This window comes from Streptomyces changchenzhani, from assembly GCF_039766235.1.
GTDB lineage: Bacteria > Actinomycetota > Actinomycetes > Streptomycetales > Streptomycetaceae > Streptomyces.
In genome coordinates this window covers 1,268,329-1,290,446 of record NZ_JBDHNH010000001.1, presented here as the reverse complement: position 1 = coordinate 1,290,446, position 22,118 = coordinate 1,268,329, and the positions used below count along the sequence as shown (strand labels likewise).

Sequence of the window (22,118 nt, the reverse complement as noted above, 5' to 3'; positions counted from 1 at the left end):
CACACCGTCCGTGCGCCCCCACCTTAATCAGAGCGCTGTGATCTTGACCGCGTCGACGGTCCAGTACCAGTTGTTGGAGCCGGTGTAGCGGAAGCGGAAACTGACGCTGGAGGCCCCGGACGGGACATCCACGGTCAGCGACTGCGGCTGGGAGATGACATCGGCCGTGTAGCTCTTGACGACGACGGGCGTCCCGCCGTTGAAGGAGGCGAGCACCTCGGCGCGCTGGCTGCCCTCCTGGCGGTACAGCGTCGTGAAGTCGAGCCGCGCCTTCGCCTTGCCACTGACGCCGTACGCCGGGGTGACCAGCGTCGAGTCGTACGTTCCCGAGGTGGCCCGGTCGGCCCACTCGTCGGAGTCGGCGACCGCGAAGACTCCGCGGGAGCGGACATTGAGCTCACGGGACTGGTCCCGTTGGGTGCGGCTCCAGAACTCGTCGGTGGCGAACGCCCAGCCGCGCCACTCCGTCATGCCGCCGGTGCCCATCGCGCTGTTGATGACGGACCAGCCGCTGGGCGCGGTGTGGGTGAAGCCGAGGACCCCGGCCGGGATGCCGGTCTCGTCGACCCTCGCCCCGAGGGAGGACTGCAGGCTGTCGAAGGGGTCGGTGGAGCGCTGCTGGACGGGCTTGCCGTCCAGTCCCCAGGCCGGGTCGGGGGTGATCCCGAGCTGGTGGAAGACGGTCGCGGCGACATCGACGAGCCGGGTGTCGGTGGGGCGCGCGCCGGCCGCGATGCCGGGGCCCTGGGCGAGGACGAACGTACGCCGCTCCTCGATGGAGCTGCCGCCGTGGCCGCCCGCGTCGGCGTGCCCGTGGTCGGTGGCCACGATCACCGTCCAGCGCTCGGCCGCGTAGGTGGGGCGGGCCTTGATGGCCGCCTGGAGCCGGCCGACGTAACCGTCCTGTACGGCGATGGCGTCGAGGTACTTCTGGCCCGTGCCGGAGTTGTGCGCCACGATGTCCGTGTTGCCGAAGTAGGCGAAGACGACATCCGGGTTCTGGTGACACAGGATCGACTCGGTCTCGGTGGCGATGGTCGCGTCGTGGCCGGTGTAGCCGTCCGCGTCCCCGTCGAGGACAAGCTTGGTGTCGGCGCCGGGGGTGACGGTGCCCTGCGTGTCCAGGGGCTTCCAGTCGAGGGCGGCGTACGTCGACAGACCGGGCCGCACCTGCGCGAGACGGGCCAGGAAGCCGGGGTACTTGGCGTAGTCCTTGCCGGCGAAGGAGTTGTCCTTCACGCCGTGCTTGTCGGGCCAGACACCGGTGGAGATCGTGGACCAGCCGGGGCCGGAGGAAGTAGCCGCCATCGGGGGCGCGTACAGCAGCGAGACGCCGAACGTCCCATTCGTCATCAGCGACTTGAGGTGCGGCGCGCTCGCCGCGTCGATTCTGTCGTGGCGCAGCCCGTCCATTCCGATGACCAGGACCTTGTCCGTGCTGGTGCCGTTCGGCAGGGTGGGGGCGGCCTGGGCGGGGGCCGCGAGGGTACCGGTCGCGGCGATCGCGGCTGTCGCAGCGCCGGCGGCGAGCACGGTGCGTCGGGATATGCCGTTGAGCGGCATCGGGATTCCTCCGTCAGGGGGGCGATGGGCGAGGGTCTGTACACGGCCAACGCCCCTGAACGTGCAGGGGCGTTGGTCCATACTCGTTATCCTTCCGCGACAGATCTCCGACGGATACGCCGCGGCGGTGAACTCTTGGGGACGTCCGGTCGGACGCCCCTTAGCTGCCTGTCGCGGACTTCCAGGCATCGACGTAGTCGTCGAGGTTGGCGCTGACGTCGTTCCAGTCCGGCTCGAAGATCTCAACACCCTTGATCAGCTTGGCCAGTTCGGTCGCGTTGGCGTCGGTCGGCTTGATGTCCGTGCGCGCCGGGAAGCCGCCGCCGATTTCGCTGACCTGCTGCTGCGCACCCTCGGTGAGCATGAAGTCGAGGAGCTTCTTGCCGTTCTCGGTGTGCGGGGCCTTGTTGATCAGCCCGGCGGCGTACGGCAGCGCGAACGTGGTGGGCTTCGAACCGTCCTTCGCCGGGAACCAGATGCCCAGGTTCGGCATGGACTTGGACTGCGCGAAGTTCATCTGTACGTCGCCGTTGGCGACCAGGATCTCGCCCTTGTCGACCTTGGGCGCGAGCTTGGAGGTGGAGGAGGACGGACCGACATTGTTGGCCTGCAGCTTCTTCAGGTACGCCATCGCAGGCTCCTTGCCGCCGAAGTCGTGCATGGCCTTGATGACGACCGCGGTGCCGTCGCCCGCGACGCCGGGCGTAGAGTACTGGAGCTTGTCCTTGTAGGAGGGGTCGAGGAGCTGCTCCCAGGTCTTGGGGGCGCCGTCCTTCAACTCCTTCTTGTTGTGGATGAAACCGAAGTAGTTGTTGACGACCGAGGTCCACTTGCCGTCGGCGGCCTTGTTGCCGGCGCCGACCTGCGCGGAACCCTCGGGCTCGTACGCCTGGAGCAGGCCCTTCGCGTCGGCCTGCTGGATGAAGGGCGGCAGGGTGACCATCACGTCGGCCTGGGTGTTGGACTTCTCGCGGACGGCGCGCTGCACCATCTCGCCGGATCCGCCCTCCACGTACTTCACCTTGATGCCGGTCTTCTTCTCGAAGTCCTTGAAAACCTGGTCGTACCAGCCGTCGCCGCTCTCGCCCTTGAGGCCGTCGGCGCTGTAGACGGTGACGATCTTCTCGTCGGACGCGGCGGAGGACCCGCCGCACGCGGTGAGGGAGGCGGCGAGAGCGAGGCTGCCGGTGACGGCGGCGATCGGCTTGAGGTTGCGGTGCATAACGTGTCGTACTCCTGACGTGAAGAGACTCAGCGGTAAGAGGCTTTGGTGCGGATACGGGATACGGCGAGCAGCACCAGCAGCGTCGTGGCCATCAGGACCACGGCGACTGCCGAGCCGGTGAAGAGGGAACCGCGGTCGGTGGCCGTGAAGATCCGCACGGGCAGCGGCATCCAGTCCGGCGGGTAGAGCATCATCGTGGCGCTCAACTCGCCCATGGACAGGGCGAAGCAGAGCCCGGCGGCGGCGTTGAGCGACGGCAGCAGGAGCGGCAGCTTCACCTTGCGCAGGACGTACGAGGGGCGCGCGCCCAGGGACGCGGCGGCGTTCTCGTACATCGGGTCGAGGCGCAGGATCGCGGCCGAGACCGACTGGTGGGCGAACGCCGTGACCAGAACGGTGTGCGCGAGGATCACGATCCAGCGGGTGCCGTTGAGCAGGATCGGCGGCTGCGAGAACGCGACGAGGACCGCGAGACCGACGACCACGGACGGCACAGCCACCGGCAGCATGAACAGCGCGTCCAGGACCCGCTTGCCCCGCTTGTTGAGCGCGGCGGCGGCGAGGGCGGCCCAGGTGCCGACGGTCAGCGCGAGCACGCTCGCGGTGACGGCGGTGACCAGGCTGGTGGTGAGCGCCTGGAGGGAGTCTCCGCGTACGGCCGACGCGTAGTGCTCGGCGGTGGGGCCCGAGGGGAAGGCGCCGGACCAGTTCGTGGAGAACGACGCCGCGACGATGACGAGGAGAGGCAGCGCGAAGATCGGGAGGAAGAGGACGAGGAACAGAACCCAGGCCGCCCACTTGCCCGTTCGGCTATGCACCAGCACGGCGGCGTCCTCCTGAGGTCCGGGTCAGGGTCTTGTACACGGCGTAGAGGCCCACGGAGATCGCGATGTTGACGACGGCGACGACGCAGGCGGCCGGGTAGTCGGATTCGAGAATCGCCTTGCCGTACACGAGCATCGGCAGCGTCGTCACGCCCTTGGCGCCGGTGAACAGGACGATGCCGAACTCGTTGAGGCACATGACGAGTACGAGGCTGCCGCCGGCGGCGAGGGCGGGCAGCGCCTCGGGGAGTATCACCTTGCGGATGATCCGGGCGGGCCGCGCGCCGAGCGACGAGGCGACCTCCAACTGCGCGGTGTCGAGCTGCGAGAACGCGGCGAGCAGGGGCCGCATCACGAAGGGCGTGAAGTAGGTGATCTCGGCGAGCAGGACGCCCCAGGGCGTGGTCAGGAAGTGGAAGGGCCCCTCGGCCGCGCCGGTGAGGTCGGTCCAGGCGCCGTTGGCCATTCCGACGGTGCCGTAGATGAACAGCAGGGCGAGGGTGATGAGGAAGGACGGGAAGGACAGGAAGACGTCGATGAACTTCGCGACCGCCTTGCCGCCGGGGAAGGGCACGAAGGCGATGACGAGAGCGAGTACGAACCCGAGGACCAGGCACCCCACGGTCGCCCCGACGGCGAGCCACACGGTCGTGGCCAGCGCTTCGCGGAACGCCTCGGATGCGAAGACCTCGGCGTAGGGCTCGACGGAGGTGCCGCCCTCGTCCGGGGTGAAGGACTGCTGGACGACGAGGGCGAGGGGATAGAGGAAGACGAGCGCGAGAAAGGCGACGGGCGGCAACGCCCATACCCAGCGGGGGAATTGACTGCGATGCGGGGGCCGGCCCGTACGGGGCCGGAGCTCACCGGGGCCGGGCTTGGCCGGGCCGGGCTGCCGGGACCCGTCGGTGCCGGGCCGCGGCTCGCCCGTACGGGGCCGGGGCTCACCGGGGCCGGGCTGCCGGAACCCGTCGGTGCATGGCTTGGGCGGGCCGGAGGCCGGGCGCACCGCTCCCCCGCCCCCGCGTACCGCGTCCGCGCTAGCCACCGGACACCCCCGCCCCCAGCAGCACCGCGTCCTCGGACGCGAAGTGCACCGTGACCTCGGTGCCCAGCTCCGGCGTCTCCCGCAGCTCCCGCAGGTCCGCCTTCAGCCGGTGGCCGGCCACGTCGACGTACAGCCGGTGCGTGGCGCCGCGCCACTGGACCTCGGTTATCGTGCCCCGTAGCGCGTTCGGCCCCTCGCCGAGCCCGACCAGGTGCGGGCGGACGCACAGCGTCGCCGTGGCGCCCGGCGCGGCCTCGTCGGTGGCGACCAACAGGTCCTGGCCGCCGAAGCGCACGCTGCCCGAGCCGACCGTGACCGGCAGCAGATTCGCGTTGCCCACGAACGACGCGGTGAACTCCGTGGTGGGGCGCCGGTACAGCTGCTGCGGGGTCCCGCAGTCCTGCAGCCGCGCCTTGTCCATGACGGCGATACGGTCCGCGAGGGTCAGCGCCTCGACCTGGTCGTGCGTGACGTACAGGATGGAGACCTCGGGCAACTCCCGGTGCAGTCGGGCCAGTTCAGCCAGCATGCCGGATCTGAGCTGTGCGTCCAGCGCGGAGAGCGGCTCGTCGAGCAGCAGCACGCCGGGCCGGATGGCCAGCGCGCGGGCGATGGCGACGCGCTGCTGCTGACCGCCGGACAGCTCGCGCGGATAGCGCTTGGCGTACGACGCCATGCCGGTCATGTCCAGCGCCTCGGCGACCCGCCCCGGGATCTCCGCCTTGGGCGCCTTCTGCGCCTTCAGCCCGAAAGCGACGTTGTCGTCGACCCTCAAGTGCGGGAAGAGCGCGTACTGCTGGACGACCATCCCGATGCCGCGCCGGTGCGGCGGCAGAGCGGTGACATCGCGGTCCCCGATGAACACCCGCCCGGAGACGGGCCGGACGAATCCGGCGACGGCCCGCAGCGCGGTGGTCTTGCCCGAGCCGGACGGGCCGAGCAGGGCCATCACCTCGCCGGGCTCCACCGTCAGGTCCAGGGAGTCGAGGACGGTGTTCGCGCCGTACGCGACCGACACCCGGTCGAAGCGTATGCCGCTGGTCACCGGCCCTCCCGCGCCAACAACCCGGGCAACTCGGCGACGGAGCCGAGCACATGGGTCGCGCCGTGCGCCACCAGCTGGTCGCGGTCGTGCGCACCCGTCAGCACCCCGGCGACGATGCCGGCGCCGGAGCGTACGCCGCTGAGCATGTCGTACGACGTGTCCCCGGCCACCGCGATCTCCCGGACCCCGTCGGCCGCCCCGGTCCGCAGGAACGCGGCGAGCACCATGTCCGGGTACGGCCGCCCGCGCCCCGCGTCGGCCGGGCACAGCGTCAGCTCGACCAGGTCCTGCCAGCCGAGCGCGGCGAGGATCGCGTCCTGCGTGACGCGGGCGAACCCGGTGCTCAGGGCGACGGTGCGGCCGTCGGCGCGCAGCTTCTCGACGGCTTCGCGGGCGCCGGGCAGGGGTGCGATGTGTCCGGCGCCGACAAGCTCGCCGTACGCCTCCTCGAAGGCGGTGTTGGCCCGCTGGGCGAGCGTCTCGTCGCCGAAGAGGTGCCGGAAGACGGAGATCTTGGACTCGCCCATGGTGGCGCGTACGTAGGTGAGCTTCTCGGCGTGGTCGGCCGATCCCGGCTCGACGCCGAGCCGCTGGGCGGCGGCGGAGAAGGCCTGCTCGACCAGCCCGCCGTCGGCGACGGTGGTGCCTGCCATGTCGAGGACGACGAGCTTGATCGGGTTGATCGGGTTGATCGGGTCGATCGGGTCGATCGGGTTCGTAGAGTGCGCTTCATTCATGCTCGTCACCAGCCCAGTTCGTTCGCGGTTGTCTCGGCGATCGCCGGTGAGCAGGTCATGCCGCGCCCGCCGGGCCCGGTCACCAGCCACACCCCGTCGCGCACCTGCTGGCGGTGGACGACGCGGCTCTTGTCGGTGCACTGCGCGTACACCCCGGCCCAGCGGTGCCTGATCTTCGGCAGCGGGCGGCCGAGGAAGGACTCGACGACCCGGGTGAGGTGCTCGTACGGCTCCTCGACGACGTCGAAGGCGAAGGGGTGCTCGTACTCGTGGGTGTCGCCGATGGTCAGTCCGCCGTCGCGGCGCTGGACCATGAGCAGCTGCATCTTGTGCGCAGCGGCGGTCGGCGTCTGGGCCTGTCCGGCGTTGAGTGCGTCGAGGGCCCCGCTCGCGTACGCCGGGTAGTAGCGGAAGCTGTCCGCGTCGGCGACGGAGGTGGTGAGCGCTTCGCCGAGCGGCTCGGTCTGCATCATCTGGAGGCGGACGCGGCGTACAGGCAGGTCGGGCACGAGCTCGCGGACAAGACCGGAGAGCGCGGCGCCCGGACAGAGCACCACCGCGTCACCGGTGTGTACGTCGCCGTGGTCGTCGCGAACCGCGTTCTCCCCGACGACTTCGCGGACCTCGCGACCACCCAGGTAGGTGTACCGCCCGGACTCCAACAGCTTCGCTTTGAGGGCGAGTTGCGCGGTGCGCGGCTCGACGGCCGCGTCCCGCTCGCACCACAGCGCGGCGGTGAACTCGCCGCGCAGCGCCGGGTTGAGGCCGCGCGCCTCGTCGGCCGTCAGCAGCTTGTAGCCGCGGTCGGCGGCGTCCGCCCTGCTCAACGCGGCCTCGGCGACGGCCAGTTCCAGGTCGTTGCGTACGGGCGTGAGCGACCCGACGGCCCGGAAGCCCAGGCCCGGCACCCGCTCCCCGATGCCTTCCCACAGCTCGCGGGCGCGCAGCGCGGTCCGGAGCTCCTCGCCGCCCGCGCGCCCACTGACCCATATCTGGCCGAAGTTACGAAGGGAGGCGCCGCGTGCCTCGCTCTCGCGCTCGATCTGTACGACCTCGTGGCCGCGTTCCACCGCATGCCAGGCGTGCATGGTTCCCACGACGCCGGCTCCAACAACTATGACTCTCACGGCGGCAACGCTCCTCGGAGCGCATGGCCCGCAACGATCCGCGCAGCAACGGCGAGGTGAACAGCCACCCAAGGTTGGACCAGACCCGTTATGTTTCCGTGATCTACCCCTGGCTGCCCAGCCGCACGGTGAAGCTGAAGCGGTCACCCCGGAAAAGCGTGCGCACCCGCTCCAGCGGCCGACTCGCGACGTCCCGCGAAAGCCGGTGGATCAGCAGCATGGGGAGGGCCGGCGGGGTGCCGATGAGCAGCGCCTCGCGGGGGGTCGCGAGGACCGTCTCGATGCGCTCGTCCGCTTCACCGAAGGACACGCCGACCCGGTCGCGGAGGTAGGCGTAGAACGACGAGTCGGGCTCGAAGTCGGTGTCCAGGCGGGGCACCCGGGAGACCGCGACGTACGTGCTCTCCAGACCGACCCGCTCGTCGTCCGCGAGCAGCACCCGCTCCAGGTGCCAGACCGGTTCGCCGGGTTCGGCGCCGACCTCGGCGGCCAGGGATTCGGGGCAGGGGAAGCGGTCGAGGCCGATGAGGTTACGGCCGGGCCTGCGGGACTGGCGGCGTACGCCCTCGGTGTAACTGGCCAGGGCGAGGGGCTGTTCGAGCTTGGGCCCCGCGACGACGGTGCCACGGCCACGGCGGCGCAGCCGGCCCTCCAGGAGAAGCTCGCGCAGCGCCTGACGCACGGTCTCGCGCGAGACCTCGTAGCGCAGGGCGAGGTCCCGTTCCGTGGGGAGCAGCCCGCCCTCGCCCAACTCGCTTATCAGGGCGGCGACATGCGCCTTGACGACGTAGTACTTGGGAACGCGGCCGTGCTCCGGGATGCCGGAGCGGATCGGTGCGCCAGGGGTCTGGTGGTGCGCGTTCGGCTGGTCGTGCGCGTTCGGGTAGTCCACAGATGGATGTTCGCAGACGAAGACGAACGGCAAGGTGAACGCGCGATGTCGCTCACTGCCCGGCCCACCGCTGAACGCACGATGTCCCTCACCACCCGGCCCGCCGCTGAACGCAGCGGTGCCCGCGTCGCCGTTGATGACTCGGCTGCGGCGACGCGGGCACTGCCTTCCGGAGGGCGGTGGGGGCGGCTGCTCAGTACCTCCCGGTACGGAAACGCCGATATCCCACCACGAGTGCACCGCCACCGAGGAGGAGGAGAACGCCGGCGGTGACTCCGAGCCCGAGCAGATGCTCCGAGCCGGTCTTGGCGAGCGAGGATGGCGGCTGCGCGGAGCCGGTGCCGTCGCTGCGGTTGGTGTCGCTGTCCGTGTCACTGCCGCTGTCGCTGCTGTGGTCGCCACCGGTTTCGGCGGCCATGGTGAAGCGGTAGTCGTTCGACTCGCCGACCCAGTCGCCGTCGTCGCCCTGCCGCTGGACGGTCGCGGCGTTGGCGACGACCTGGCCGGGGACCACGTCGGTGGTGAAGGCGAGCCTGACCTTTACCGGGACGGTCCTGCCCGCAGGGACGGCGAAGCCCGGGAAGCCGTCGTCGAAGGCGCCGACGAGCTCGTCCTCTTCGGTCTTCTCGAAGCGGACGGGGTGCCAGCGGTCCGCGGCCGGGTCGTGGAACTCCAGCCGGATCTGGGCCGGGGAGAGGGTGCGGGCCTGGTCGATGAGGACGACGACGGGGTGGATGTTCTGGCAGGGCCGGGTCGTCGTATTGGCCAGATCGACGTACCAGGCCTGGAAACCGTCGCCGGGCCGGTAGGTGGCGGGCCCGCCGTAGATACGGGTATCGATGGGGAATCCGGCGGAGGAGGGATCGCCGCACGAGGGGGCGAGCGGGTTCCGCCATTGCCGACCCTGGGACTGGGCATGGGTTTGGGCCGGGACCGGGGCCTCTCTCTGCGCGTACCCCTGCGTCTGTCTCTGCGTCTGCCTCTGCGTCACGTAGGCCGTGCTGCCCGCCGTTGTACGGGCGTCCGCCGCGACCGCGACCGCCACCGGGGCGGCCATGGCTGCCGTAACTCCGAGGACAAGGGCACTGCGCAGTCGCATGGTGAGGCCTTTTCAGATCGCGAAGCGGTCGGGCGGGCCGGCCGGTGTCACCCGGTCATGGGCCGTGACCCTGCCACGCGCGCGTGACGGGCCGGGGATGCCACGCCCGCACACCCCCGGCCGCCCGGAGAAACCCACCCGATGGCCTAGGAGGGTGTGCGGACTGCGCGAATCCACAGCCATCCGCCGCCATCCGCCGCCAGGCACTCCACTCCCTCGCCCCTCGCCCCTGGTCCCTGGTCCCCGCTCCCCGGGAAATCCGCGGCTGCCTCACACCCGCCCGAAGAGGGGAGCGAGGACCAACTGGGCTGCCCCGTCGGCGACTCCGCGCCCGCCGTCACCAGCGGCGGCCACCGGCACGGCCGCCGATCGGCCCTCGCGCCGGGCCTGTTCGGTGAGTACGTCGCGCACGCCCCGTACGAATTCACCTTGGTGCGCGGCGACGACCCGGCCGCCGAGCACCACCCGGTCGATGTCGAGCAGACCGACGAGGTTGGCGGCCCCGGTCCCGAGGACGCGCGCGGCCTCGGCGATGTCGCCGCGGGCGACGGCGGCGAGGCAGAGCGCCTCGATGCAGCCACGGTCGCCGCAGCCGCACAACGGCCCGTCCAGCTGCACGGTCTGATGCCCGAACTCCCCCGCGCCGGTGCGCGCGCCGCGATGGAGCGCACCCCCGAGTACGAGCCCGGCGCCGAGCCCCGTACCGAGATGGAGGTACGCGAAGGACTCCCCGGTGGCGGGCCTGGCGCGCAGGGCGAGCCCGAGGGCGGCCGCGTTGGTGTCCTTGTCGAGCACAACGGCCAGCCCGAGCCGCCCGGCCAGCACGTCCCGCAGCCGCACCCCGTCCCACTGCGGAAACCCGGTGACGCGGTGCAACACCCCCTGCCCATGATCAAGCGGCCCGGGAACAGCCACCCCGACCCCGAGCAACGTCTCCGCCCCCGGGAAGGGTCGGGATCGGGGAAAGCCCAGCGCCGCGACCTCCCGTACCACCGCGTCGACCACCACCTCCACCCCCGCCCCGAAGTCCAGCGGAGCCCTCCGCACCGCCACCACATCGCCCGTCAGATCCATCAGCACCGACGTCAGCTCGTCCCGGTCCAGATGCACCCCCACCGCGTACCCCGCGTCCGGCACCAGCCGGAGCACCGTGCGCGGCTTGCCGCCCGTGGACGCGCGGTGGCCCGCTTCCGCCAGCAGCCCCTCCGCCCGCAGCCGTGCGGTGATCTTGCTGACGGCCTGCGGCGTGAGCCCGGTGCGTTCCGCCAGCTCAAGGCGGCTGATGCCGTCAGGCCCCGCCGCCCGCAGCAGGTCAAGGACCAGCGCCGCGTTGTGGCTGCGCAGCCCTGGCAGATTCACGCCCGTACTACTCCTGTTCACGGACCCATTGTCTCCCGCGCTTGCACTTTGGCAACAGCGTTGTTTAAGTGGGGAGCATGACTGGCACCGGAATCGCCCCTGGCACCGAAACCCGCGCCCCGCTGCGCGTCGCACTCGTGGGCTACGGCCTCGCGGGCTCCGTCTTTCACGCCCCGCTCATCGCCGCCACCGAGGGCCTCACCCTCGACACGATCGTCACCTCGAACCACGACCGGCGCGACCAGGCCCGCGCCGAATTCCCCGAGGTCCGCTTCGTGGACTCCCCCGACGAGCTGTGGACCCGCGCGGACGAGCTCGACCTGATCGTGATCGCAGCCCCGAACAAGACCCACGTCCCGATCGCGACCGCCGCCCTCAAGGCCGGTCTGCCGGTCGTCGTGGACAAGCCGCTGGCGGGCACCGCCGCCGAGGCCCGTGAGCTGGCCGCGCTCGCCAAGGACCGCGGGCTGCTGCTCTCCGTTTTCCAGAACCGCCGCTGGGACAACGACTTCCTCACCCTCAAGCAGCTGCTCGCCGCCGGCGAGCTCGGCGACGTACAGCGCTTCGAGTCACGCTTCGAGCGGTGGCGCCCGCAGCCCAAGGGCGGCTGGCGCGAGTCGGGCGACCCGAGCGAGATCGGCGGGCTGCTGTACGACCTGGGCAGCCATGTCGTCGACCAGGCGCTGGTCCTGTTCGGCCCGGCGGTACGCGTCTACGCCGAGGCCGATGTACGTCGTCCGGGCGCCGAGGCCGACGACGACACGTTCATCGCGATCACGCACGCGAACGGCGTCCGCTCGCACCTCTACGCCAGCGCGACCACCGCCCAACTCGGCCCGCGCTTCCGCGTCCTGGGCTCGCGGGCGGGCTATGTGAAGTACGGCCTCGACCCACAGGAGGCCGCGCTCCGCGAGGGCAGGCGGCCCGCCGTCGACGAGAGCTGGGGCGAGGAGCCGGAGGCGCTCTGGGGCCACCTGGGCGCGGGCGACTCCCCGCTGACGGGCGGCGGCACCCCGGTCCCGACGCTGCCGGGCGACTACCCGGCGTACTACGCGGCCGTCACCACCGCGCTGCGCGAAGGCTCCGCTCCCCCGGTCATCGCCGAGCAGGCAGCCGCGGCGCTGGACGTCCTGGAGGCCGCGCGCCGCTCGGCCCGCGAGGGCGTCACGGTGGAGATCACCGCAGAGAGCACCTCGGAGACCAAGGGGGCGTCCGCATGAGCACCCCTTCCACCCCTCCCAGCCCTCCCAGCCCTTCCAGCCCTTCCGTGGCCGAACTCGTCGAGCAGCAGAGCCGCCTGACTCTAAGTCACTTCACCCACGAGGACGCCTGGACATTGGGCAGCCTGCTCGTGGAGCTGGCGCGCGAGCGCGACGCGCCCGTCGCGATCGACATCCGGCGTGGCGCGCAGCAGCTCTTCCACTGCGCGCTCCCCGGGTCGAGCGCCGACAACGACGCCTGGATCGAGCGCAAGCGCCGCGTCGTGGAGCGGTACGCGGAAAGCTCGTTCCTGGTCGGCACCCGTTTTCGCGCCAAGGGCACGACGTTCGAGGACTCCTCGCGCCTCGACCCCGATGTGTACGCGGCGCACGGCGGCGCGTTCCCGATCACGGTCGAGGGCGCGGGAGTCATCGGCGTGGTTACGGTCTCGGGCCTGCCCCAGGCCGAGGACCACGCCCTGGTCGTCAAGGCACTGGAGCGCATGACGGCGTAACGCTCACCGCGTTTCCTCCGTGGCGCGGCGGCGCCGGGTGACCAACACGACCCCAGTGCCCGCCGCGACGAACCCCCACGCCCCCGCCCTCCCCCGCCGGGAGGCGATCACGCGTCCTTGAACTCCTGGCGCTGCCGCCCCAGCCCCTCCACCTCAAGCTCCACCACGTCGCCGGAGCGCAGGTAGGGCTTCGGCTCGGGCTGACCCATCGCGACGCCTGCCGGCGTGCCCGTGTTGATCACGTCGCCCGGGTAGAGCGTCATGAAGCGGCTGACGTAACTGACCACTTCACCCACCGGGAAGATCTGCTCGGCGGTCGTGCCGTTCTGCCTCAGCTCGCCGTTGACCCAGAGCTTCAGGCCGAGTGTCTGCGGGTCCGGCACCTCGTCCGCGGTCACCAGCCACGGGCCCAGCGGGTTGAACGTCTCGCAGTTCTTGCCCTTGTCCCAGGTCCCGCCACGCTCGATCTGGAACTCGCGCTCGGACACGTCATGGGCGACCGCGTACCCCGCGACGTGTGCGAGGCCCTCTTCGGCCGACTCCAGGTAGCGGGCGGTACGCCCGATGACGACGGCGAGCTCGACCTCCCAGTCGGTCTTGACGCTCCCGCGCGGTACGAGCACGGTGTCGTCGGGGCCGACCACCGTGTCCGGGGCCTTGAAGAAGATGATGGGCTCGGCGGGAATCGCCGCGCCCGTCTCGGCGGCATGGTCGTGGTAGTTCAGCCCGATACACACGATTTTGCCGATCCGGGCGAGCGGCGGCCCGACCCGCGTCGCTTCGGCGTCTATCACCGGCAGGTCACCCACGGCGGCAGCCGCGCGGACCCGGCCGAGGGCGGCCTCGTCGGCGAGCAGGCCGCCGTCGATGTCCGTGACGACGCCCGACAGGTCCCTGAGCGTCCCGTCCTCGTCGAGCAGCGCCGGACGTTCGGCTCCCGCTGTTCCTACCCGCAGCAGCTTCATGGTCAGTCTCCTCTGGTCGAGTGGTCGAGTTGTCGCGCCCGGCCCCGGCCGATGGAGTGCGGCCATCGGAGGATTGGCTGATCCTCCAAGGTCGAGGTCCACTCCGCAAGACCCCGTTCACGGACTGGACTCTTACGCGGCAGTAGCAAGCGCAGCACCGCTCACCGGAATGTCCCGGTAGAGGTAGGCCCGCTCGATGGCGCTCCAGGTGCTGCTGGTGACGACGTACAACGCGGCGGCCAGCGGCACCACGGCCACCGTGATGAGCGTCGCGAAGGACATCAGCGGCATGATCTTGGCCATCGCCCCCATCGCGCCCATGCCCGGCATGCCCGGCATCTGCTGACTGCCCTGCCCGGCGGGAAGCACGGGGTTCGCGGCCATCTGGAGCTTGGTGCGCCGGTAGTTGAAGGTGGCGACCGCCGCGACAAGCACGAACAGGGCGACGTACACGAGCCCCTGCGCCCCGAAGACCCCGCCGTCCGCGAGCGCGTCGGACCAGCGGTCACCGAGCGGGCTGGCGAAGAGCTTGTGGCTGAGGAGCGAGTTCGCCTCGCCGCCGATCCGCTGGTTCGAGAAGAGGTGGTACATCAGGAAGAAGGCCGGGATCTGGAAGAGGCTGGGCAGGCATCCCGACAGCGGCGAGACCTTCTCGGCGGCATGCAGTTCCATGATCGCCTTCTGCATGCGCTCCGGGTTCTTGCTGTGCTTCTTGCGCAGTTCGGCGACGCGCGGCGCAAGCTTGGTACGCGCCTTCTGCCCCCGGGCCGTCGCCCGCGACAGGGGGTGGATGGCGAGCCGTACGAGCGCGGTGAAGAGGACGATCGCGGCGGCCATGGCGGAGGCGTGGAAGAGCGGGTTGAGCAGGTCGGCGAGGTGTTCGACCAGGCTGGCGAAAACGGACATGGGGAGCCCTCCGAGGGGTCTCGTCGTGCCGGAAGAGAGGAATCTCGGCATGACGACCCGCGAGGGGTGCGTACGGACGTACGGACTTACGCGCGCTCCAACTCCCGCTCCGGCCCCACACGAGCAAGGAGGGCAGGAAGGTAAGGAGAGTGATGAGCTGCGCGCCCTACGCGGTCGTCAGAAGACGACGCCCCGGGGCTCGGGGCCTGGTCCGCCCTCGCGCATCGGGATCTCGCTGGGGCAGGAACGCGGTGCGCAGCTCACGGTCGCGTATCGCCGTACGGACCCGGGTGAGCGGGACGGCGGGCACGCGGCGTGCGGTGATGAGCGCGCAGGCGGTGAGCGCGGAGCCGGCCGCGGCGGTGGCGGCGACCGCGACGGCTGCGGAGAAGCTGCCGTTCTCGACGAGCAGGATCTCGGAGAGGAGGAAGAGCACAAGCCCGAGGGGACGCAGCATCCGCGTGCAACAACCGATCATGCCTCCCCCTTCCTTACCTCTGTGTCGCCTCATCGAAATGGTCGACCTCATCGAACGGTCTTCCGATGCTATCGCCCACCACTGACAACGGACCCTGCGGGATCCATCACACCTTCAAGTCTTGGCACCCTCGACGGACACCGCGTCCGGCCCGCGTCCGGCCCGCGTCCCGCTACGGTCCCGCTAGCGCGGCCGCATCGAAGTCAACGTCGCCCACACCACGAGCCGGTACTTGGAGGTGTACTCGGGCGTGCAGGTGGTGAGCGTGAGGTAGTACCCGGCCTCGGTGTAACCGACGCCGGTCCGGATGTTGCTGCGCGGCACCTTCGCGATGACACCGCTGTCGCGCGCGGTGGTCTGGGCGAGGGTCTTGCCAACGGCGTACGTATAGACCGCGTCCTTGGTCTCGACCCTGATCTCGTCGCCGCCGCGCAGCCGGTTGATGTAGCGGAACGGCTCCCCGTGCGTGTTGCGATGCCCGGCGAGCGCGAAGTTCCCGGCGCGGCCCGGCTGGGCGGTCTGCGGATAGTGCCCGACGTACCCCTTGTCGAGTACGCCGTCCTTGCTGACGCCCTGAGCGACGGGGGCGGTCACCTTGAGCCGGGGGATGCGGAGGATCGCGTACGCCTGATCCCACCGGGGCGCGGAAGGCTTCCGCACGGCGCGCGAAGCACCGGGCGCGCCCCCACCCTGCTCCTCACCACCCACTTCCACCTCCTCCACCTCCTCCACCGGCTCCGCCGGAGGATCCGCTACGGAGCCACGGTCCCCACCACTCTCTGCTCCCTCTCCCGTGACCCACTCCCGTTCCAGAGCCTGGACTTTGCGCTCGGCGGCGTCGCGGGCCTGCCGGTTGGTCCACCACAGTTGATGTACGACGAGGAGCAGCACGACGACTCCGAACGTCACCGCGATCTCCGCACCGGCCCACAGCCCGCGCGCGGCGGCAACACGCCCCCTGGAGGCGCGCTGCACCACAACCGGAATCCGCCTCTGCTTACGCACGGCGCGCACGATAAGCCCATCAACGCCAACTCTCCATACAGGGAGACACCCACGGACGATCTCCCTCTCCTACTCGCTCTCCTGGCCAAAACACCTCACCGCTGTGACGCTGTGCGCCCTCTCATTGATGTGCCGCACAGCAGTACGGTGTGGAGCATGCGCCCCGACACGCCTGCCGATCACGCAGACCACACCGAGCACGCCGCCGAAGCCGAGCGACTGCTGCGCACCGCGGCGCAGTACCCCGAGGACCAGGAGCCGTTGCTTCTGCAGGCCGCAGCCCACCTGGAGCTGTCCGGCGACCGCTCCCGCGCGGCCACCCTGTACGACAGCCTCCTCGCGGGCACCCCCGAGCGCCCCTACTTGGTCAAGGCCCTGAAGGCCGCGAACCTCTGGGAGTACGGCCACGAGGCGGAGGCCCGCGCGATCATCGACGGCATCCGCGCCGCGGCCCCGCGCGAGGCGGCGCCGTGGGAGATCATCGCGGAGGCGCTGGAGTCGCACGACGAGCTCCAGGCGTCCCACGAGTGCTTCTCGACAGCGGTGGACCTGCTGATCGACCCGGCGGAGGAGGTCCCGTACACGGCCCAGTCCCTGCTGGCCGGCCGCCACCGGGTACGCCGCCTGCTGGGCCTGCCGCACGACGAGTGGGACACCCAGGCCGACATCATCCACCCGGGCGCGATCGCCCTGGACGAGCTCCACGACCCGAAGCGCCTCTGGGCCCTGGGCTCGGACAACCCGGCGGAGCTCCAGGCCGAGATCGCCCGCCTCCGCGCGGAGCTGGGCACGTACCGCACGGCGCTCTCACGCCCGTTCCCGGTGGCGATGCTGCACTGGTCGGAGCCGGAGCTCCGCGAACTCCTCACGGCGTACCCCACGCTGGCCTCGGAGTACCCCTCGCACGACGCACACCTGACGGCAATCGAGTCGGCCCTGCGCGACCTGGCATCGACGGGCACCCTGAACCTGGGCATCGTGACGGGCACAATCCCGTCGTACGAAGCCTTCGCAGCCTCGGAGCAGTCGTCCCCCGCGGAGGCGTCCCTACTCCCCCAGTACGCCACGACCCTGGCAGCGCGGGGGCGGGCGAAGCCTTGGCCGCCGGCGCGGAACTCGCCTTGCTGGTGCGGGTCGGGGGTGGCTTATCGGGGGTGCCATGGGGCGCAGCAACGGGCCTGATCCCCAACTGCTGTTGGGGATCAGAATCACGGCAACGCAGGCGCCGACATCAGCAATGCATCGCATGCCGGGAAGACTTCAGCGGCATCGTCGACCCGGCGTACCGCCAGGGTGAGTCGATCGCCACGACGGGGAGGTCATCGATTGGCACGGCACCATCGTCCGCTGGGACGATGGTGCCGTCGAATGGCGACTGTCTATGGCCGGTTCGGATTCAACTTCGCGTCCCACCATTCACGTTGGTAGCGAATATAGTCCAGGTGAACTTCATGCCCCTTACGTGACATGAGCTTCCGTGGTTCCGCACCCAGCGATTCATCCTGAACGCGGTCAATTATTGTCTGGTCATCTGCTACCGATATGGCACCAATATCGAGTCGCACATGACAGTTGGGGCACAGGCACAGGATGTTCCGCTCAACATCCGGGCCACCATGAGGCCGCCCCAACGGCTTCACATGGGCACCTTCGCCATGCACCACGTCGTCTGGCCCTATGACGCGTGTCTCACAGACCTGACACTGGCCTCCATAGAGGTCCTTAATGCGCCGCGCCGCCGCCGTGTCGCGAACCAGGCGTTGCACCTGTGTCGTACTCGTCTCAGGAAACTTCTCAGGTTCGTCGAAACTCAAGATCTCGGCAACCTGCTGCTCAAGCGCGGTCAGCTCCTGCTTCGCATCCGGCAGCCGCTTCAGGTCGAACTGGCAGATCTTTATCCCCCGACCGTCAGGCGCTGGAGTTTTGGAGACAGCCGTCCTTATCTCGGATATCTCATACAGCCCGTCATACCTATAGTTGTCGTGCAAAGAGAATCGGCGGTCACCGTTATACCCGCGGATGATCCGAACTTGATGCTTCCGCTCGTAACTCAATTTCAGCGCAGCATTATCGTCATACGCCCAGTCTTGGTCCCTGAGCAACGCCTTCGTGACCGGGTCGCGATCCTTATCTGGCGATGCTCCCGTATACCGGATCGACGTCCACTCATCCTCATCGTCCACGTAGCCGCCGTTGAGGACGATGGCGTCGCCGACCAACTTGCCGTCGACGTCTCGCAACTTGGAGATGCCTCGCTGCATGTCGCCATGCAATTTCGCCCGCTGGACATCGATGCGTCGATGCAAGACCGCGCCAGGAACGACGCCCGCTATGTGCCCAATCTTTCGCTCGGATCCCATAGCTCCATGATGAAGCGAACCGGATCACTCAAAGGTAAAAACGAAGCAAACTCGATCACCCTTCGGTCAGCTCCAGAAGTGGTTCCGCACACACCCGCCGAGAACGCCCCACCTCCACCGAGCTTGCCCACGCACCCAGTCGCCGACCTTGCCCAAGTCACACCCCGTCGGACCGTAGATCGTTCCATGAGTAGCCGCAGCCATGGGGAGGTAGCCCCTCATGCGACTCCGCCGTCACAACGAAAGCGTCGATGTCCTCCCGCTCGACCATGTGCCAAGCCAGCGCCTTTGCCCATGCGCGCCTGGTCATACGCTCCCGGACCACGTATGTGTAGGGCTTCTCCCCGTCGTGCCGCTCGCCTCCAGCAATCGTCACAGTAAAGTCCCGTGGATCTGAGGCGACTTCATCATCCAGCCCCTCGTACAGCGGCTCGCCGAAGCGCTCAGGGGTAGTGATGCTGCCGATCGCCATGGATCCCCCTCCCTCTCCGATTGCGAAACCCGGTACACCCGGTCCGGCCGGCACGATGTCACCGATGAGGCCCATCGCCACTCTGGCCAGAGGTCGGTGTTGCCGAGCCCATCGATGGGCTCGGCAACACCTCTGGGAATAGGCCACTCAACGGGCCTATTCCAGCTCAGCCTCAAAATGCATCTGGGCTCGATCAAGGACGTCGTCAGAGTCGCAGCCCCGCGCTGCAAGCCAGTGGAGGAGGTCGGCGATGAGATCAGCGGCCACCTGCTCCATCACCGACGTCCCGTGTGCGAGAAGGTGGGTGGGGGCGCCGGACTCTCGCCCGTATACCTCGATGACAGTCGTCGCACGCCGGAGCCGAAGCTGAACGCTCTCGGGCACTTCTTCTCGGGAGTCCAGAGCAAGCTCCACCGACACGGCTTTGCCTGTTGCCGTACGAAACCACCCCCATCGCAGGTCAAGGGCGCTCAGGAGAGCCAAACCGCGACCTGCCTCCTCACCCTCACCAGCCAGGCGAAGTACGGGCAGTTGGCTACCTCGGTCGTGAACCTCGATCCTTAGCAGGCCATCTTCGATCGCGAGGATCAGCGTGGCAGGCTCCCCCTCCCCCACGTGTTTGATGACATTGGTCGCGAGTTCCGTAACGGCCAGTACGGCCTGATCCGCGAGGCCAGGCCTCCCCCACACAACTAGTTGAAGACTCACTACGCGGCGGAGGCCAGACAGCACCTCCGGCTCGGCAGCGAAGGGAAGTACGAAGTGCCGCTGGGTCTCGATGGCGCCTTGACGAAGCATGGGGTCCCAACCCTCCTTACAGCAGCATCACAGGATGCTGGCTACAGACCACTCTCTGTGTGCGAGTGTGGACCCTGAGACATCACTTCGCGCAACTTCTCAGTGAGATTTCCCTCAAACGAAGTGCTGGATCATGAACTTTGGGTGGAATGAGATGAGTTACGCCACCAACAACTCGTCTCGACCTGGCTAGAGATTGGGGAGACTCAACACATGACTTCCGGACCGACCACACGTCGCCGTCAACTCGGCTCAACACTAAGAAAGTTGCGTGACCGCAAGGACATGACCTTGGAGGAGGCAGGCAAGTTGATCGACGTCTCCAAGGCCACCATCAGCCGCTACGAGACAAAGGAAGGGCCGATCAAGTGGCCGATCGTGGATGCCCTTTGTCGCGCCTACGGGGCTAGCGAGGCCGAGCGCCAGGCCATCGTCTCCTTGGCCAAGGATGCCAAGGTTCAGGGCTGGTGGACGTCGCTTGGCAGCAAGATCCCTGAGTCCATGAACTTTCTCCTGACTCTTGAGGATGAAGCCGTCCGCGAGGACCACTTCGCGTGCACGTATGTACCCGGACTGCTCCAGACCCGCGGCTACTCAGAAGCCATCATCCGAGCCTCCGATATGCGTCAGCCCGCCAAGGAGGTTGAGCGCCAAGTCAGCATCCGCCTGAAGCGGCAGGAAATCCTAAATCGACCCACACCGCCGCATATCTGGGCGATTCTTGATGAGTCAGTGATCCGGCGAACTGTCGGCAACACCAGCGTCATGCGCGAACAACTTGGACACCTTCTGAGCTGCATCGATAGCCCTCATGTGACCTTGCAGGTCCTGCCGTTCGCGTCGGGTGCCCATGCTTCCGCCATGGGCAGTTTCGTTATCCTGGGCGGCGCGGAGCCCTCCCTGGATGTCATCTACTTGGACATCCTTACGGGGGCACTCTTTCTCGAAAAGGAGGAAGAGCTGGACCGCTACCGCCAAGCCTTCGACTACCTGCGCGCCCAGGCACTCAGCATCACCACCTCGGCGACGTTGATCGAGAAGGCCCACAAGGAGATGTGATGACGAACGACGCCCTTGAGTGGTTCAAGTCCTCATACAGCGCGGGCGCCAACACCGAATGCGTCGAGGTGGCCGCACTGACCACCCGTACCGCCGTCCGCGACTCGAAGGTCCCCGGCGGCCCCCGCATCGCCGTCGCCCACGCCGCCTGGGTTGGCTTCGTACAGGCCGTCCAGCGTGGGGAGTTCAGCGGGGGCTGACGCAAATCGGCGCGAGCCGTTCGGGCTGACGCCAGTCCGGCTCAGGGCGCTCGGGCTCAGGGCGGGCTGACATCGGCCGAGGCGAGGGCATCCAGGCCGAGGGCGCCCTACGGCTCGACCACCACCCTCGGCGGCTCCGCGCGCCCCTCCCCCCGCCGCAGCTTCGCCGCCACCGCTGCCAGCAGCTCCGCCGGGTGGTCGCGGACGATGGCTGGGGCCACGCTGACCACCTCCACTCCATGCGCCTCCAGGCGCAGGCGGCGGCGTAGCGTGGCGCGGTATTCGGCGGGGCCCAGGTGGAACTCCTCCGAGTCGACCTCCAGCGCCACTCCCTCGCGGGGCCAGTACGCGTCCGGGCGGGCCAGGAATTCGCCGCCAAGCGTGCGCAGCGTCGGGTTCCACAGCGCGTCCGGGATGCCGCCCGCGCGCAGGGCTTCGCGGGCCTGCGCCTCCGCGATCGAGCGGACGCCGGCGGTCAGTGCCTCCATGGCGTTCGCGACCCCGGGGGCGTTCCCCAGCTTCGCCGCGCGCAGTTCCGCCAGCAGCTCCTCCACCGTGCAACGCCCCCGCTGCACCAACTCCGCCAGCAGCGCGGTGACCCGCTCCCCGTCGGTCAGGCGCGGCACCGTGCACGAGACCGCGCGGAGGAGTGGCGCGCAGGGCAGGCCCTGCACGGGGAGCCTTCGGCTCGGGCGGCGGGTGCGTTGGATGCGTACGTACGAATGGCCGCGCGGGCGTTGCGCGTTGGGGACCAGCACGTCCACCGGGCCCACCCGCGTCAACGGCGGCGCCGCCCGTACCGCGTACAGCGCGAGCGCCGCCGGGCCCGTGAGCAGCGCGTCCTCGCCCGCGTAGAGAAGCGCGGCGCGTAAGCGCTGGTGCGGGGTCGGCGATCCGGGGCGCAGCAGGACCACACGCGGCAGCACGCGTTGCCAAGGCCCGTCCGGACGGCAGCGGTTGGTGATCGTGGGCCACGGGCTGCCCAGGGCCAGGAGTTGCCCGGTCGTCGCGAGGCCGTCCTGGGCGAGGACGAGCGGGTGGTTCGCGAGGCGGTGCGCGAGAGTACGGGTACGCATGCCAGGTGAACGCCCCAGCAGGCCCACAATTACCCGCCGTTACGATCTCGGAGCCACCCCGCACACAGCTCGTAACGGGAGGCCCTGGGGTCCGCCCTCCTCCGAGGCCGGTGCGTGGACCCGTTCTTCCGGTGGGGTGGAGGAACGGGTCCGCAGTCACCCCGCCCCA

At 69.3% G+C, this 22,118-nt stretch carries 23 protein-coding genes; 5 read left to right on the top strand and 18 right to left on the bottom strand.

Features of this window, described 5'->3' with window-relative positions; genetic code table 11:
* Positions 1-27 precede the first annotated feature (27 nt).
* The 10 genes from ABCR94_RS06115 to ABCR94_RS06070 all read right to left on the bottom strand — a co-directional run bounded on the left by ABCR94_RS06115 (position 28) and on the right by ABCR94_RS06070 (position 10,937).
* Positions 28-1,563 (bottom strand): alkaline phosphatase family protein, encoded by a 1,536-nt coding sequence (locus tag ABCR94_RS06115; protein ID WP_347118007.1) that lies wholly within the window; start codon positions 1,561-1,563, stop codon positions 28-30.
* A 160-nt stretch (positions 1,564-1,723) separates the two neighbouring features.
* Positions 1,724-2,785, bottom strand: a complete 1,062-nt coding sequence (locus ABCR94_RS06110; protein WP_347118006.1) for a 2-aminoethylphosphonate ABC transporter substrate-binding protein — start codon at positions 2,783-2,785, stop codon at positions 1,724-1,726.
* A gap of 29 nt (positions 2,786-2,814) precedes the next feature.
* Positions 2,815-3,612, bottom strand: coding sequence for an ABC transporter permease (locus ABCR94_RS06105; protein ID WP_347118005.1), 798 nt, complete (start codon positions 3,610-3,612; stop codon positions 2,815-2,817).
* Positions 3,599-4,411 carry a 2-aminoethylphosphonate ABC transporter permease subunit gene (locus ABCR94_RS06100; RefSeq protein WP_347118477.1) on the bottom strand — a complete coding sequence of 271 codons (813 nt, stop codon included), beginning with the start codon at positions 4,409-4,411 and terminating at the stop codon, positions 3,599-3,601. Before ABCR94_RS06100 ends, ABCR94_RS06105 begins: the two co-directional genes overlap by 14 nt.
* Before the next feature lie 238 nt (positions 4,412-4,649).
* Positions 4,650-5,702, bottom strand: coding sequence for an ABC transporter ATP-binding protein (locus ABCR94_RS06095; RefSeq protein ID WP_347118004.1), 1,053 nt, complete (start codon positions 5,700-5,702; stop codon positions 4,650-4,652).
* Positions 5,699-6,439, bottom strand: a complete 741-nt coding sequence (locus ABCR94_RS06090) for a phosphonatase-like hydrolase (protein WP_347118003.1) — start codon at positions 6,437-6,439, stop codon at positions 5,699-5,701. The genes ABCR94_RS06095 and ABCR94_RS06090 overlap by 4 nt, the downstream gene beginning before the upstream one ends.
* A gap of 5 nt (positions 6,440-6,444) precedes the next feature.
* On the bottom strand, positions 6,445-7,566 hold the full coding sequence (locus ABCR94_RS06085) for a TIGR03364 family FAD-dependent oxidoreductase (protein WP_347118002.1): 1,122 nt from the start codon (positions 7,564-7,566) through the stop codon (positions 6,445-6,447).
* 103 nt (positions 7,567-7,669) lie between these two features.
* Complete coding sequence (locus ABCR94_RS06080; protein ID WP_347118001.1) at positions 7,670-8,458, bottom strand: GntR family transcriptional regulator; 789 nt, start codon at positions 8,456-8,458, stop codon at positions 7,670-7,672.
* Positions 8,459-8,651: 193 nt separating this feature from the next.
* Positions 8,652-9,557 carry a hypothetical protein gene (locus ABCR94_RS06075; RefSeq protein WP_347118000.1) on the bottom strand — a complete coding sequence of 302 codons (906 nt, stop codon included), beginning with the start codon at positions 9,555-9,557 and terminating at the stop codon, positions 8,652-8,654.
* Positions 9,558-9,827: 270 nt separating this feature from the next.
* Positions 9,828-10,937: an ROK family transcriptional regulator gene (locus tag ABCR94_RS06070; protein WP_347117999.1), complete on the bottom strand. Its 1,110-nt coding sequence runs from the start codon at positions 10,935-10,937 to the stop codon at positions 9,828-9,830.
* A gap of 56 nt (positions 10,938-10,993) precedes the next feature.
* On the opposite strand from ABCR94_RS06070, the gene ABCR94_RS06065 reads away from it, so the two are divergent.
* Complete coding sequence (locus ABCR94_RS06065) at positions 10,994-12,136, top strand: Gfo/Idh/MocA family protein (protein WP_347117998.1); 1,143 nt, start codon at positions 10,994-10,996, stop codon at positions 12,134-12,136.
* The gene (locus ABCR94_RS06060) at positions 12,133-12,630 is read left to right on the top strand and encodes a heme-degrading domain-containing protein (RefSeq protein WP_347117997.1); all 498 of its coding nucleotides are present in this window, start codon (positions 12,133-12,135) and stop codon (positions 12,628-12,630) included. The genes ABCR94_RS06065 and ABCR94_RS06060 overlap by 4 nt, the downstream gene beginning before the upstream one ends.
* 107 nt (positions 12,631-12,737) lie before the next feature.
* Here ABCR94_RS06060 and ABCR94_RS06055 read toward each other — a convergent pair whose 3' ends face one another.
* The 4 genes from ABCR94_RS06055 to ABCR94_RS06040 form a co-directional block, all read right to left on the bottom strand.
* Positions 12,738-13,595: a fumarylacetoacetate hydrolase family protein gene (locus tag ABCR94_RS06055; RefSeq protein ID WP_347117996.1), complete on the bottom strand. Its 858-nt coding sequence runs from the start codon at positions 13,593-13,595 to the stop codon at positions 12,738-12,740.
* Between the two features lie 132 nt (positions 13,596-13,727).
* Positions 13,728-14,501: a YidC/Oxa1 family membrane protein insertase gene (locus tag ABCR94_RS06050; protein ID WP_347117995.1), complete on the bottom strand. Its 774-nt coding sequence runs from the start codon at positions 14,499-14,501 to the stop codon at positions 13,728-13,730.
* Positions 14,502-14,667: 166 nt separating this feature from the next.
* Complete coding sequence (locus ABCR94_RS06045; protein ID WP_347117994.1) at positions 14,668-14,979, bottom strand: DUF6412 domain-containing protein; 312 nt, start codon at positions 14,977-14,979, stop codon at positions 14,668-14,670.
* Between the two features lie 183 nt (positions 14,980-15,162).
* Entirely contained in the window at positions 15,163-15,984 is an 822-nt protein-coding gene (locus tag ABCR94_RS06040) for a class E sortase (protein ID WP_521976268.1), read from the bottom strand.
* A gap of 156 nt (positions 15,985-16,140) precedes the next feature.
* Here ABCR94_RS06040 and ABCR94_RS06035 point away from each other — a divergent pair, with 156 nt between their 5' ends.
* On the top strand, positions 16,141-17,166 hold the full coding sequence (locus ABCR94_RS06035; protein WP_347117993.1) for a YecA family protein: 1,026 nt from the start codon (positions 16,141-16,143) through the stop codon (positions 17,164-17,166).
* 197 nt (positions 17,167-17,363) lie between these two features.
* Here ABCR94_RS06035 and ABCR94_RS06030 read toward each other — a convergent pair whose 3' ends face one another.
* The 3 genes from ABCR94_RS06030 to ABCR94_RS06020 all read right to left on the bottom strand — a co-directional run bounded on the left by ABCR94_RS06030 (position 17,364) and on the right by ABCR94_RS06020 (position 19,614).
* Positions 17,364-18,344: a YDG/SRA domain-containing protein gene (locus tag ABCR94_RS06030; protein ID WP_347117992.1), complete on the bottom strand. Its 981-nt coding sequence runs from the start codon at positions 18,342-18,344 to the stop codon at positions 17,364-17,366.
* A gap of 157 nt (positions 18,345-18,501) precedes the next feature.
* The gene (locus ABCR94_RS06025) at positions 18,502-18,816 is read right to left on the bottom strand and encodes a hypothetical protein (protein WP_347117990.1); all 315 of its coding nucleotides are present in this window, start codon (positions 18,814-18,816) and stop codon (positions 18,502-18,504) included.
* Positions 18,817-18,972: 156 nt separating this feature from the next.
* Positions 18,973-19,614 carry an ATP-binding protein gene (locus tag ABCR94_RS06020; RefSeq protein ID WP_347117989.1) on the bottom strand — a complete coding sequence of 214 codons (642 nt, stop codon included), beginning with the start codon at positions 19,612-19,614 and terminating at the stop codon, positions 18,973-18,975.
* A gap of 213 nt (positions 19,615-19,827) precedes the next feature.
* Between ABCR94_RS06020 and ABCR94_RS06015 the strand changes: the two genes are divergently transcribed.
* Positions 19,828-20,673 (top strand): helix-turn-helix domain-containing protein, encoded by an 846-nt coding sequence (locus ABCR94_RS06015; protein WP_347117988.1) that lies wholly within the window; start codon positions 19,828-19,830, stop codon positions 20,671-20,673.
* Entirely contained in the window at positions 20,673-20,873 is a 201-nt protein-coding gene (locus ABCR94_RS06010) for a DUF397 domain-containing protein (RefSeq protein ID WP_347117987.1), read from the top strand. Before ABCR94_RS06015 ends, ABCR94_RS06010 begins: the two co-directional genes overlap by 1 nt.
* Before the next feature lie 107 nt (positions 20,874-20,980).
* Here ABCR94_RS06010 and ABCR94_RS06005 read toward each other — a convergent pair whose 3' ends face one another.
* The gene (locus ABCR94_RS06005) at positions 20,981-21,949 is read right to left on the bottom strand and encodes a hypothetical protein (RefSeq protein WP_347117986.1); all 969 of its coding nucleotides are present in this window, start codon (positions 21,947-21,949) and stop codon (positions 20,981-20,983) included.
* Positions 21,950-22,118: the final 169 nt, after the last annotated feature.

Coding starts and splice junctions, on each gene's coding strand:
- ABCR94_RS06115 (WP_347118007.1), bottom strand. CDS start 1,563: ATGCCGCTCAACGGCATATCCCGACGCACCGTGCTCGCCGCCGGCGCT.
- ABCR94_RS06110 (WP_347118006.1), bottom strand. CDS start 2,785: ATGCACCGCAACCTCAAGCCGATCGCCGCCGTCACCGGCAGCCTCGCT.
- ABCR94_RS06090 (WP_347118003.1), bottom strand. CDS start 6,439: ATGAATGAAGCGCACTCTACGAACCCGATCGACCCGATCGACCCGATC.
- ABCR94_RS06075 (WP_347118000.1), bottom strand. CDS start 9,557: ATGCGACTGCGCAGTGCCCTTGTCCTCGGAGTTACGGCAGCCATGGCC.
- ABCR94_RS06065 (WP_347117998.1), top strand. CDS start 10,994: ATGACTGGCACCGGAATCGCCCCTGGCACCGAAACCCGCGCCCCGCTG.
- ABCR94_RS06060 (WP_347117997.1), top strand. CDS start 12,133: ATGAGCACCCCTTCCACCCCTCCCAGCCCTCCCAGCCCTTCCAGCCCT.
- ABCR94_RS06055 (WP_347117996.1), bottom strand. CDS start 13,595: ATGAAGCTGCTGCGGGTAGGAACAGCGGGAGCCGAACGTCCGGCGCTG.
- ABCR94_RS06050 (WP_347117995.1), bottom strand. CDS start 14,501: ATGTCCGTTTTCGCCAGCCTGGTCGAACACCTCGCCGACCTGCTCAAC.
- ABCR94_RS06045 (WP_347117994.1), bottom strand. CDS start 14,979: ATGATCGGTTGTTGCACGCGGATGCTGCGTCCCCTCGGGCTTGTGCTC.
- ABCR94_RS06035 (WP_347117993.1), top strand. CDS start 16,141: ATGCGCCCCGACACGCCTGCCGATCACGCAGACCACACCGAGCACGCC.
- ABCR94_RS06030 (WP_347117992.1), bottom strand. CDS start 18,344: ATGGGATCCGAGCGAAAGATTGGGCACATAGCGGGCGTCGTTCCTGGC.
- ABCR94_RS06025 (WP_347117990.1), bottom strand. CDS start 18,816: ATGGCGATCGGCAGCATCACTACCCCTGAGCGCTTCGGCGAGCCGCTG.
- ABCR94_RS06020 (WP_347117989.1), bottom strand. CDS start 19,614: ATGCTTCGTCAAGGCGCCATCGAGACCCAGCGGCACTTCGTACTTCCC.
- ABCR94_RS06015 (WP_347117988.1), top strand. CDS start 19,828: ATGACTTCCGGACCGACCACACGTCGCCGTCAACTCGGCTCAACACTA.
- ABCR94_RS06010 (WP_347117987.1), top strand. CDS start 20,673: ATGACGAACGACGCCCTTGAGTGGTTCAAGTCCTCATACAGCGCGGGC.
- ABCR94_RS06005 (WP_347117986.1), bottom strand. CDS start 21,949: ATGCGTACCCGTACTCTCGCGCACCGCCTCGCGAACCACCCGCTCGTC.